Raw genomic sequence first — 11,124 nt, forward strand, 5'->3', positions numbered from 1 at the left:
TTTGGAGGCAGCAAATGGTTGCTTGGGCAGACTACAAATCAGAAGCAAAAAGCCGCGGCGCGCTTGCTTTGGAGCTTTACGTCGCGCTGAGCACGCCAGCCAAAGCGCCCGAAGATGTAAAGGCGTCACTGCCAGATCACTTGGCGTATCAGGCGCAGTTGGAACGTTCGGGGCAGCTGGCTTTTGCAGGCCCCATGTCGGATGAAACCGGCGAGCATATGCAAGGAATGGGCCTGATCATCTATCGCGCCGACAATCTTGAATCCGCCCAGAAGCTGGCCGAAGACGACCCTATGCACAAAAGTGGGGCACGTAGTTTTGTACTTCGGCGCTGGTTGATCAACGAAGGCTCGCTGAACCTTTCAGTTGGTCTATCCACTGGAACAAGTGCCTTCAGTTAAGTGCACTCAAGAGTATTAGCCGCGAAATAGGAACAGTCGGATATGGACGCCATGCTTGACACTGAGGGCAAAGAGACATCAGCCACTCATGGAGCGTATCGAAGGCTGCGCGAAATGATCCTGACCGGAGAATTACCTCCGGGTCAAAAACTCAAGATCGAACAGCTTCGCGGGCTTTTGGACACTGGCGCTAGTCCGGTTCGTGAAGCGCTTAGCCTTTTGACTTCGGACATGTTGGTCGAGCGGATTGATCAACGCGGATTTCGGGCAGCGCCAGTCAGCAAGTGTAACTTTGAGGAAATACTTCTGTTGCGCTGCAACCTTGAGGAAACCGCGTTGCGCGCTTCCATCACCAATGCGGATGCGCCCTGGGAAGATCGGCTTGTCTTACGTCACCATCATATGAAAAAGGCCAGCCAGAACGGGGCTCGGGACTTTGAGGACGCTCACAAGGCGTTTCATATGGCCTTGTTGGATAATTCGAAACTGCCGTTGCTGCTGCGGTATTGCTCGCAGCTTTATGACCTGAACATTCGCTACCGCTATCTGGCGGCTGGCGGGTCGAGCTACAAAAAGCGAGACATAGCCGCCGAACATCAGCAAATCCTGGACGCCGCATTAAATCACGACGCAGACAGCGCAACTCGGCACCTAATCGATCACTACCGCCGAACAGGTGAGTACCTTAGCAGCCAGATGGAGCCCTGAAATGCAACGGAATTGGTTTCTGGGTGATCTACTAAACCAATTGCTGGACCGTCCCGACAAAAGGCGTGGCAAGGATGACAAACGGACCATTGCCGAACTATGTGAGGCGCTTTTGTCTGCGGAAGGTGAAGTTTCCGGATTCACGCTCGCGTCTACGATCCTTGAGCGCTACCACACCCTGAATGATGCGGAGAAACTAGACTTTTTTGTCTATTTGAATGACAAGCTAGAGTTGGACGCAAATCAGCTTTCTGAAGCAGCCCGCCTCTACGCCAGTGACCAAAGTGTCAAACTTTATGAAAGACTTAGCGAAGTTTCAGAGCCACGGCGGCAAGAGTTATTGCGACGGCTGAACCAGCCGTCTGGTGCGACGCAGGAACTTGTAGCCATGCGCGTTGATCTGCTGCGCTTTCTCAAATCCAAACCGGAGCTCAAGCGAACAGATATCGATTTCGTCCATTTATTGCGCAGCTGGTTCAACCGGGGCTTTCTTGTCCTCAAGCAAATCAGCTGGGACACCCCTGCCCGCGTTCTGGATAAGATCGTCGCCTATGAAGCGGTGCACCAAATCAACGACCTGGGCGATTTGCGGCGAAGGCTCTACCCGCCAGACCGTCGTTGTTTTGCGTTCTTCCATCCTTCGATGCCAGATGAGCCACTGATTTTTGTTGAGGTCGCTCTGACCGCCGAAATCCCGGATGCAATAGATACGCTTCTATCCGAAGCACCAGAACCGATCGAAGCCGAGCAGGCAAAGGTCGCGGCGTTCTATTCCATTTCAAACTGCCAAAAGGGTTTGGCTGGCATCAGCTTTGGGAATCTATTGATAAAGCAGGTTGTGACCGAGCTTTCGCGGGAGCTTCGCGGGCTTGATACCTTTGTGACATTGTCTCCGATACCGGGGCTAAACCGGTGGCTGGCTGGTGAAACAGACAACCCAGAACACGGGCATGCCGCCGAGGCCGTGCTTGCAGAAACAGCAACACCGCAGGACGTGCGCGCGATGGCCGCCCGGTACTTGATGTTCGCCAAGCGCGAAGATGGAATGCCGCTTGACCCTGTGGCGCGCTTTCACTTGGGAAATGGTGCCGAGCTTCATGAACTGCATGCCCAGGCAGATCAGTCTCCAAACGGACGCGCCCAGTCCGGAGGTGCGATGGTCAATTACCTTTACGATTTGAACAAAACAGAACGTTACCACGAAGAATTCGCGACACGTGCCACGATCCAAGCCTCGCGTTCAATTCGCGCGGCTTCAACTGCGACGCTTGCGGTAAAGCCTAGGGAAAATACAGCGTGACCAATACACTTTACGACAGTTTGTTTGCCCGCCACGAGGGCAACACGGCTCCATTCCTGCAAATCGATAATGGCCAGGTGGTCACTTATGATGAGTTTCTGCAGCGCACCGCGCAAATCGCGCATGTTTTGCAGAACAGCGGAGTTTCCCCTGGCAGTCGCATCGTTGTGCAAGCGCCCAAGCAGGCCGACACGATTGCGCTCTATGCCGCTTCGGTTCAGGCAGGTGCTGTCTACCTGCCCCTAAACACTGCCTATACCATGGCAGAGTTGGACTATTTCATCTCTGATGCGCAACCTGCGTTAATCGTTTGCGACAGCCACGACAAAGTTGAATTCGAACAATTGGCGACCCGGTCTGGTGCAAAGCTGCTGACCTTGGGCGGCGAAAATCCAAGCTTGAGCCGCGAAGCGGAGGCACAGCCTTGTGTATTCGAAACTGTGGATCGCGCGCCGGACGACCTCGCGGCGCTTCTTTACACATCAGGTACCACGGGCCGGTCCAAGGGCGCGATGCTCAGCCACCGAAACCTGCTGTCCAATGCCCAAGCCCTTGTGGATTTGTGGGCTATCACCAACGCTGATCGCTTGATTCACGCGTTGCCCATCTTTCACACGCACGGGCTTTTCGTGGCGATGAACACATCACTACTCGCCGGTTCCAAAGTGCGGCTGATGAAAAAATTCGACACTGGTATGATCTTAGAGGAATTGCCCCACTCGACCCTTCTAATGGGAGTCCCCACTTTTTATACCCGATTGCTGGCGGATGACCGTTTCACCGATGAGATCACAGAGAACATGCGTCTGTTTGTTTCCGGCTCAGCCCCGTTGCTGGCAGAGACCCATGTGGCGTTCGAAACGCGCACCGGCCACCGTATCCTTGAGCGCTACGGTATGACCGAAACGAACATGAACACCTCTAACCCTTATGGCGGTGAGCGTCGCGCGGGAACTGTTGGTATGGCCATACCCGGCACTGAGGTGATCATAACCAACCCTGAAACTGGAGAACCGCTGCCCCAGGGCGAGATCGGAATGATCGAAGTACGTGGCCCCAATGTTTTTCAGGGCTATTGGCAAATGCCCGAAAAAACGGCTGAAGAGCTTCGAGAAAATGGTTTTTTCATCACCGGAGATCTGGGCCAATACAGCGAGGATGGCTATCTGTCGATTGTAGGTCGGTCAAAAGACCTGATCATCACTGGTGGTTACAACGTCTACCCTAAAGAAATTGAAGACGTTTTGAACGATGTCGATGGCGTTCAGGAATCGGCGGTTTTCGGCGTCCCCGACAAAGACTTCGGTGAAGCAATCATTGCCGCTCTGGTTGCAGAGCCCGGAGCACAGCTTCAGGTGGAACAGATCGACTCGATCATCAGAAACAAACTGTCGCGATTCAAACATCCTCGCCGCTACGAACTCGTCCAGGAGTTGCCGCGAAACACTATGGGAAAAGTTCAAAAGAACGCGATGCGCGAACGGTATGCGAACAAGGAACTGTCATCGGCGTTATCTTAGGAAGCCCATCCAGAGGCTCAATCAAATCAAGACCTTCAGATCGTATACTACCCACATTTCAAACTGCCAAACTCATCAGGAGATCCACAATGACTCGCATGACGGCAAAAGACTTCGACCAGGAACTTCTGGACCTGTATGACTTTTACGCGCACGGCAAGATCACCAAGCGCCAATTCCTGGACCGCGCAGGCAAGTTCGCGGTCGGCGGCGTGACAGCGGTCGCGCTGCTGAACATGCTCAGCCCGAACTACGCGATGGCTCAGCAAGTGTCGTTCAACGATCCCGATATCCACGCGGACTACATCACCTATCCTTCACCGAATGGAACCGGTGATGTTCGCGGATACCTTGTCCGACCTGCCGGCGTTGAAGAGCCCCTGCCCGGGGTGCTGGTGATCCACGAAAACCGCGGCCTGAATCCTTACATCGAGGATGTGGCACGCAGGTTGGCAAAAGCCGGTTTTATGGCACTGGCCCCCGACGGTCTGACGTCAGTGGGAGGATACCCAGGCAACGACGCGGATGGGCGCGAGCTGCAAAAGACAGTGGACCGGGTCGAATTGATGAACGATTTCTTCAACGGATTTGAATACCTATTGAACCGAGATGATTGCACTGGAAAGGTCGGTGCTGTGGGTTTCTGCTACGGCGGCGGTGTGGTGAGCGCAATTGCCGTGGCCTACCCCGAATTGGCCGCGGGCGTGCCATTCTATGGTCGCCAGCCAGCAGTTGAGGATGTAGCCAAAATTCAGGCACCGTTGCTGATTCAGATGGGAGAGCTTGATGAACGCATCAACGCAGGTTGGCCGGATTTTGAAGCCGCTCTGCAATCCAACGGAAAGGTATACGAAGCCTACATCTACGAAAATGCTAACCACGGTTTCCATAACGACAGTACGCCTCGTTATGACGAGGAAATGGCAAACCTAGCCTGGGACCGCACTATTGATTGGTTCAACACCTACCTAAAGTAACTACAGTGTACGGCGAAGCGAGCATTGTGTTTTCGTCGCTTCGTCGCAACCCACAGTTTACCGGGGCCAAGTCATTTGAAGCCCCAGTATTTTATTTCTCATGATCAGATAGATCGACAGGAACGCTTGGCTAAAAGGCTTGGGTGCAAAGATCATTTGATTTGAGCCCCAAGGCAGCAGTCTCAAATTCAATGAATCACTTTGACCGCTTTAAACAGATGGCAATCCCAATCAGATTAGAATTGCGAGCGATTTCGCAATACCGTTAGCATCGCGGAGAAAACGCAAAGTGTCTGGGTCAATTCAGGATAGGTCAAAACTGCATCTCCGAAATCGGGACTAGAGATGATTGTCGGGCGACACATAGTTTTGCCGGTGCTGTCAGACGAATTCGAACTCGTCTCTGTTAGGCCAGTGACGCTGTCCTTTATCCCGCACCAAGTTCGCGCCATTCGGTAAGAGCGGCGTTGCGTGTCAGCTTGAAGATGTCTCTGCTGGCCAGCGATCTTTCCTGGTTGAAATGGTTGTAGACGGAGGAGTGGACGGAAGCGAATTTCTGCAAACTTCGCATGCGCCTGAACCGTTGCATGGCGCGTTCGCGTCGTCGGAAAGGAAGGTGCGAATTCTCTACACGGTTGTTGAGCCATCTGCCCGTTATTTGCTTTTCCAACGCACCCAAATCTCTGAGCGCCGCCTTGTAGGATGCAAAGCGATCTGTGACGATCTCTTGGGCGCAACCGTGCCGCTTCATCAATTTTCTGAGGAACTTCAGTGCTGCAGCTTTATTTCGGCGCTTCGTTACAACTGCTTCCAGCACCTCGCCTTCGTGATCAACGGCCCGCCAGAGATAGTGGCGTTTGCCGTTAACCTTTACGAATACTTCGTCTACGTGCCACTTCCATTTTGAAAAGGCCCGGAGTTGCTGAACCCGTTTTCTTCGGATCTCTGATACAAACATCGGGCCAAACCTGTTCCACCAATGGCGGACGGTTTCATGGCTGACATCGATCCCGCGCTCGTGCAGCAGATCTTCGACATTCCGAAGCGAGAGCGGAAACCGAATATACAGCATCACCGCCAGGCGGATGATCTCAGGACTGGTTTTGAAGTACTTGAAGGAGGAAGGTTTGGTCATTATTTAATGCTACGTATCGGCCCTGCCCCGCTCAACCCAAGTTCTTCTGACAATACCGTCCGCCAAGCTGAGCGTCGCGGCTGGTCACATCCCGCTGTTACTGAGCTACGGCAGGCCGAAGTCTTGACACACCTAGACTCTGCTTGGACCGCCGAAGAGCTTGACTGGATCAAGCGCGAGGCAGCTGAAGAGCGGCCGGTCGTGCTTTCGGAACAGCTGCACCGTAATCTCGACGCAGAGGCTTGTGAGTTGATTGGCGTCGAGCCTTCCGATCCGACCCTTGGACTGACGCTACTCGACCCAGACCAGTGTGCCGAGATGAAGCCCGCCGCCTACTTGGTGAAGGGGTTAATCGCGGCAGGCGACCTGGTCAGCGTTGTGGGCGCGCCGGGTGTCGGTAAGTCGGTCTTCGCACCTCACTTGGCCTATGCAGTGGCCCGGGGAGAGGAGGTCTTCGGGCGGCGCGTCAGACAGGGCAGCGTCCTCTACCTCGCAACAGAGAATGAGCGCGACATGCGCAAGCGGATTGGGGCGCTTCGGAACCAGTTCGGCACGACCGGTGACTTTCACATGGTCGCCGACTGCGCTGGTCGCTTCTCGAACGTCAAATGGGTGAAGCAATTGAAGCAACTTATCGCGCATCGTCGCCCCAGTCTGATCGTCGTCGACACGCTCAGCGCAGCCATGCCGGGCTTCGAAGAGAACAGTTCAGAGGGTATGGGTAAGGCCATCAGCATCCTGCAGTCTTTGCGCCGCTGGGGGGCCGCTGTAATGCTGGTCCACCACGATACGAAAGCCGGTGACGGCCTTCCCCGGGGTCATTCTTCGCTTAACGGGATCTTGGACTTCAACCTCGCCCTAACCAAGAGCGAAGGGATCGTAAGTGGGACGCCGACCAAAAACCGGAACGGAAGGTCGGGTGAAACTGCGCTGGCCTACCGGAACGAAACCGTAGAGCTGGGGGTCGACGAAGATGGGGACCCAATCGAGACCGTGGTCTGTGAAGAAGAGAGCGTTTCCGGAATGCTCAAAAAGTCTGACGGTGAGAAATTGACCGCATCGGAAAAGGCCACTCTGGAGATACTGGAAGAACTGACCGAGGACGGAAAGACATCTACCACAAGGAAGAAATGGCGCGAGGCGTGCATCGCCGATGACCGGGTTTCAGCAGCTGAAAAGCGTGATGACCGTGGGAAGGCGTTCCGGCGGTCACTCGAAAAGCTCTCCCGATCCAGGCTCTATACGATCCACGGGGAAGATAGGGAAGAAATCAGACTGGTAGCCGTACCGACACTACCGGCTGATGAAGAGCCGGAGGACGAGAACCTGATATGACGAAACTCCATTGTGGGTTTGCTGACCGTATGTAACGTCGGCAAATGAACGGTGGTTTAATATCCGAAAAGCCATGCCTCATCGAGGTTGCACTCGGTAGCCTCACATAAGGTCAAACCCGTCTCGCGCCGTGCTCATTTAGTAGAAGCCTGCCCTCAAAAAACGGTTGAACGGGAGCGCTCCACCAGTTTGACGGTGATATAGCCGATCATGGGGTGGGGTCAGTCAGGCTTGCAGCGTTTGCCCGTGGTTTCTTGCAGCCCGACTTCGACCGGACGGTCCATTGCGTGCCACAAGGTCGAGATTGAGAGGAAAATATGTTTAGAAAGAAAGCCTTTTCGTGCGAGCATTGTAATCAAATGACCGCTTGAAATCAGGCCAAGGTAAAAATGAACGGCGCCCAATCACTCGTAAAAACCCTTTTGAACAATGGCGTGGATACTGTCTTCGCAAATCCCGGCACCTCGGAAATGCACTTTGTAGCTGCCTTGGATGAACACCCGGAGATGAATTGCATTCTTTGCCTGTTTGAAGGCGGAACAACGGGTGCGGCGGATGGATTTTTTCGCATGAAACGTGATGTTGCGGGAACGCTGCTGCATCTTGCGCCTGGCTTTGGCAACGCATTTGCCAATCTGCACAACGCACGGAAAGCCGGATCCGGGATCGTGAACGTCGTGGGAGATCACGCAACTCATCACCTTCGTTATGAAAGCCCTTTGAAAGGAGACATCCTCGGTATCAGCCAAGCGGTCAGTCATTGGACGCGTGTGTCATCCAATGCCACCGACGTGGCTACGGATGGAGCAGCGGCAGTTCAAGCAGCCCGCGCGCAAAACGGCCAGATCGCGACCCTTGTCCTGCCTGCCGACACAGCTTGGAACGAAGCGAACGCAGCGGCAAACCGTTTGGACAACAGGGAAAGACTCCATCGACCGTCAATAGGCGAGATAGAGGCCGCGGCAGCCCGTCTTGTGACGCCGAACGCCGCGCTGATGATTGGCGGATCAGCCCTGTTTGGACCGCAGCGTGAACTAGCTGGACAAATTGCCGCCGCGACGGCGTGCCGGTTGTTGGCCGATACTCTGATACCGCGCATTTCCAAAGGCGCAGGAACAGCAAAGCTAGACCAACTGGTCTATCCGATATCGCCCAAGATCGCTCAGCTAGAAGCAACGTCTTCGATCACTCTGCTTGGCACTGACAGGCCAGTCGCCTTCTTTGCCTATCCCGGGAAACCAAGCGTACCCGAACCTCCGTATTGCCCCATTACCGACTTGTGTACGCCCTCAGATGATATCGAGTGGACGCTTCAAGCGCTCGCCGACGCGGTCGGGGTCACAAGCAAAACGGTGGCAGAAGCCCATTTGCTCGATCTGCCTGACGTTCCCAACGGGCAGTTGACCCTCGAAAAAGTTGGTTTGGCGTTGGCAGCACTGATCCCGGAAAACGCGATAATCTGCAATGAATCCGTTACGTCAGGCTTCCACGTCATTCCACCGACAGCCACCGCTCGACCACATGATCTACTCGCTGGCACCGGCGGAGCGATTGGGCTGTGTTTGCCTTGCGCAACGGGTGCGGCCACCGCCTGTCCGGACCGAAAGGTCATAGCCCTGACTGGGGATGGGTCGGCCATGTACACTCTACAATCACTGTGGACCATGGCGCGGGAAAATCTCGACGTCACGGTGATTGTTTTTGCAAACCGCGGTTATCAAATTCTGCGCGATGAACTCACAAACGTCGGCGTGGCGAGCTATGGTCAGAATGCTCAGGCTATGTTTGACGTGGAGAACCCGGCACTGGACTGGGTATCTCTAGCGAAAGGCCACGGTGTTCCTGGGACACGCGCAGATGACATGGACAGCTTTGCAAAGGCGCTCTCTGCCGGTCTCTTCAGCGACGGGCCATCTCTGATCGAAGTTGTGTGTCCCTCGCCGGCATGAGTATTCTGATGAGGAACCTGAAGAGCAGACGAGACTATGCCCACCGACTTCGTTGAACTCGGCCCCAAAGCAGCAAGCGCAACTATTCTTCTTGCCCAAGGCGCAGGCGCCCCGATGGATGCCCCTGGCATGACAGCAATTGCAGAAGCACTTGCAGCGCAAAACCTTAGGGTCGTTCGATTTGAATTCGCCTACATGGCGCAGCGCCGAACCGAAGGCAGCCGCAAACCCCCTCCCCGCGCAGACAAACTGAACTCTGAGTATCTCTCTGCAATCGAAGAGCTCAAAGTTGATGGCCCGCTGATCATTGGTGGAAAGTCCATGGGTGGGCGCGTGGCCAGTATGATTGCGGATGAGCTATTTGAAGCGGAACGCGTCGTTGGTTTGCTCTGTGTGGGCTATCCGTTCCACCCGATCGGCAAACCCGAGAAGCTACGTACCGAGCATCTACAATGTCTGCGAACGCCAACGCTGATCTGTCAGGGAACACGGGACCAGTTTGGCACGAAGGGTGAAGTCAGTAGGTACTATCTTTCATCAGCAATACAAATGAGTTGGTTTGAAGACGGAGATCACGATCTGAAGCCACGCAAACGGGTTTCAGGTCTTACCCACGCTGACCACATGAACGCGATGGGCGCAACAGTCTCAGCTTGGATAGACGGGATAAACTTTTAGGGCTGCTGTTTGGCGCCACCTGCTGCGGGATTGCCGTGTTTATAGGGTTTGAAACGGCCTTGCAGGCAGCAACGCGAAATCAACATCAGGGCGCTTAAGCGCACGCAGCATTCCTCGCCATAGCCGACATTCCATCCGCGGCGTGTCTACGTCCGATATGCGGACAAAGCGGACATTTTCTTGCGCCGAATCTTGTCATCCGTATGCTCATTTTGAAGACAGAAGAAACGGAGCATGCGCCTACATGAAGTTTTTCTCCCGCAGATCTTTCTGGTCATTCTCAATGGTTTTGGTTTCGTTGACGACCGTACCAAGCCTTTCATTCGCACAAGTTTCGGAGAGTGTTACATCTCAAGTCGTCTATGTTCCCTCTTATTCGCGAGTTTTCACGCAGGAGGGGCGCAGCGAACCGCTCGCGTCTACGCTAGTTGTGCACAACATTAGTCTTCAATCAGAGATCAAAGTTGAGCGTGTCGAATATTACGACAGAGCGGGGCAACTTCTGGAAACTCTCATAAATGAGCCCGTTCAATTGATGCCATTTGGGTCGATGAATGCGCTTGTACCTATTGGTAGCGTCGGAGACGGGATTGGCGCGAATTTCATAGTCACCTGGTCGGCAGAAGTTCCGGTGCTACCCCCTATCGTAGAAGCGATCATGGTTGGAGGAAGCGGCACTCAAGGAATCTCGTTTACAAGCCGAGGTCAGGTGTTGACTCAAAAACCCTAACACCGACCACCACTTTGCTTCTATGTATCCAGCTCAATCATCAATGTAATACTCAAGCACCAGTGACTGGCGTTGGCTTTGGGTTCCAGGCAGACATTGGTGCATTTGCTCAGAGGGCTATTCAGGACGGAAAGCAGTAAGAGCAGACCCAGGCAAAACAATAAATTGATCTGCTCCTTTATCGCCTTACGCTGGAAACACGGAGGTCAAGCTCATGTACCGCACATTTGTTTCTGCAATCTTTGTGGCTATTGCCACGACCTGCTCAGCGCAGGACTACGATATAGTCATAACGAACGGGCGGGTCATCGATCCGGAGACAGGTTTGGAGGTACCGTCAGACGAATTCGAACCAGTCTCAGTTTGCCGCGGAAACTGCGAACCTATCCGG

10 protein-coding genes are annotated in these 11,124 nt (G+C 54.2%); 9 read left to right on the forward strand and 1 reads right to left on the reverse strand.

What is annotated here, in order from left to right; translation table 11 throughout:
• Window positions 1-14 precede the first annotated feature (14 nt).
• From AC2TAD_RS18900 to yghX, 5 genes are all read left to right on the forward strand, one after another.
• Complete coding sequence (locus AC2TAD_RS18900; RefSeq protein WP_353394440.1) at window positions 15-401, forward strand: YciI family protein; 387 nt, start codon at window positions 15-17, stop codon at window positions 399-401.
• A 42-nt stretch (window positions 402-443) separates the two neighbouring features.
• Entirely contained in the window at window positions 444-1,109 is a 666-nt protein-coding gene (locus AC2TAD_RS18905; protein ID WP_170356864.1) for a GntR family transcriptional regulator, read from the forward strand.
• A gap of 1 nt (window position 1,110) precedes the next feature.
• Window positions 1,111-2,409: a malonyl-CoA decarboxylase gene (locus AC2TAD_RS18910; protein ID WP_480869554.1), complete on the forward strand. Its 1,299-nt coding sequence runs from the start codon at window positions 1,111-1,113 to the stop codon at window positions 2,407-2,409.
• Window positions 2,406-3,929: a malonate--CoA ligase gene (locus tag AC2TAD_RS18915; RefSeq protein ID WP_480869556.1), complete on the forward strand. Its 1,524-nt coding sequence runs from the start codon at window positions 2,406-2,408 to the stop codon at window positions 3,927-3,929. Before AC2TAD_RS18910 ends, AC2TAD_RS18915 begins: the two co-directional genes overlap by 4 nt.
• 89 nt (window positions 3,930-4,018) lie before the next feature.
• Window positions 4,019-4,906 (forward strand): YghX family hydrolase, encoded by an 888-nt coding sequence (gene yghX / locus AC2TAD_RS18920; RefSeq protein ID WP_170755656.1) that lies wholly within the window; start codon window positions 4,019-4,021, stop codon window positions 4,904-4,906.
• Between the two features lie 427 nt (window positions 4,907-5,333).
• On the opposite strand, the gene AC2TAD_RS18925 is transcribed toward yghX, so the two are convergent.
• A complete protein-coding gene (locus AC2TAD_RS18925) occupies window positions 5,334-6,041 on the reverse strand; it encodes an IS6 family transposase (RefSeq protein WP_480869559.1) in 708 nt (235 codons plus the stop codon).
• 123 nt (window positions 6,042-6,164) lie between these two features.
• Here AC2TAD_RS18925 and AC2TAD_RS18930 point away from each other — a divergent pair, with 123 nt between their 5' ends.
• From AC2TAD_RS18930 to AC2TAD_RS18945, 4 genes are all read left to right on the forward strand, one after another.
• Window positions 6,165-7,376, forward strand: coding sequence for an AAA family ATPase (locus tag AC2TAD_RS18930; RefSeq protein WP_480869561.1), 1,212 nt, complete (start codon window positions 6,165-6,167; stop codon window positions 7,374-7,376).
• Between the two features lie 389 nt (window positions 7,377-7,765).
• Window positions 7,766-9,325: an acetolactate synthase large subunit gene (locus tag AC2TAD_RS18935; protein ID WP_480869564.1), complete on the forward strand. Its 1,560-nt coding sequence runs from the start codon at window positions 7,766-7,768 to the stop codon at window positions 9,323-9,325.
• A 36-nt stretch (window positions 9,326-9,361) separates the two neighbouring features.
• On the forward strand, window positions 9,362-10,003 hold the full coding sequence (locus AC2TAD_RS18940; protein WP_480869567.1) for an alpha/beta family hydrolase: 642 nt from the start codon (window positions 9,362-9,364) through the stop codon (window positions 10,001-10,003).
• 244 nt (window positions 10,004-10,247) lie between these two features.
• Window positions 10,248-10,733 (forward strand): DUF3124 domain-containing protein, encoded by a 486-nt coding sequence (locus tag AC2TAD_RS18945; protein WP_480869570.1) that lies wholly within the window; start codon window positions 10,248-10,250, stop codon window positions 10,731-10,733.
• The last annotated feature ends 391 nt before the right edge of the window (window positions 10,734-11,124 follow it).

It is taken from the genome of Ruegeria sp. HKCCD7628 (assembly GCF_057221005.1).

Excerpts from the sequence above, each read along its gene's own strand:
- AC2TAD_RS18900 (WP_353394440.1), top strand. The coding sequence starts at position 15 with ATGGTTGCTTGGGCAGACTACAAATCAGAAGCAAAAAGCCGCGGCGCG.
- AC2TAD_RS18905 (WP_170356864.1), top strand. The coding sequence starts at position 444 with ATGGACGCCATGCTTGACACTGAGGGCAAAGAGACATCAGCCACTCAT.
- AC2TAD_RS18910 (WP_480869554.1), top strand. The coding sequence starts at position 1,111 with ATGCAACGGAATTGGTTTCTGGGTGATCTACTAAACCAATTGCTGGAC.
- yghX (WP_170755656.1), top strand. The coding sequence starts at position 4,019 with ATGACTCGCATGACGGCAAAAGACTTCGACCAGGAACTTCTGGACCTG.
- AC2TAD_RS18925 (WP_480869559.1), bottom strand. The coding sequence starts at position 6,041 with ATGACCAAACCTTCCTCCTTCAAGTACTTCAAAACCAGTCCTGAGATC.
- AC2TAD_RS18935 (WP_480869564.1), top strand. The coding sequence starts at position 7,766 with ATGAACGGCGCCCAATCACTCGTAAAAACCCTTTTGAACAATGGCGTG.
- AC2TAD_RS18940 (WP_480869567.1), top strand. The coding sequence starts at position 9,362 with ATGCCCACCGACTTCGTTGAACTCGGCCCCAAAGCAGCAAGCGCAACT.
- AC2TAD_RS18945 (WP_480869570.1), top strand. The coding sequence starts at position 10,248 with ATGAAGTTTTTCTCCCGCAGATCTTTCTGGTCATTCTCAATGGTTTTG.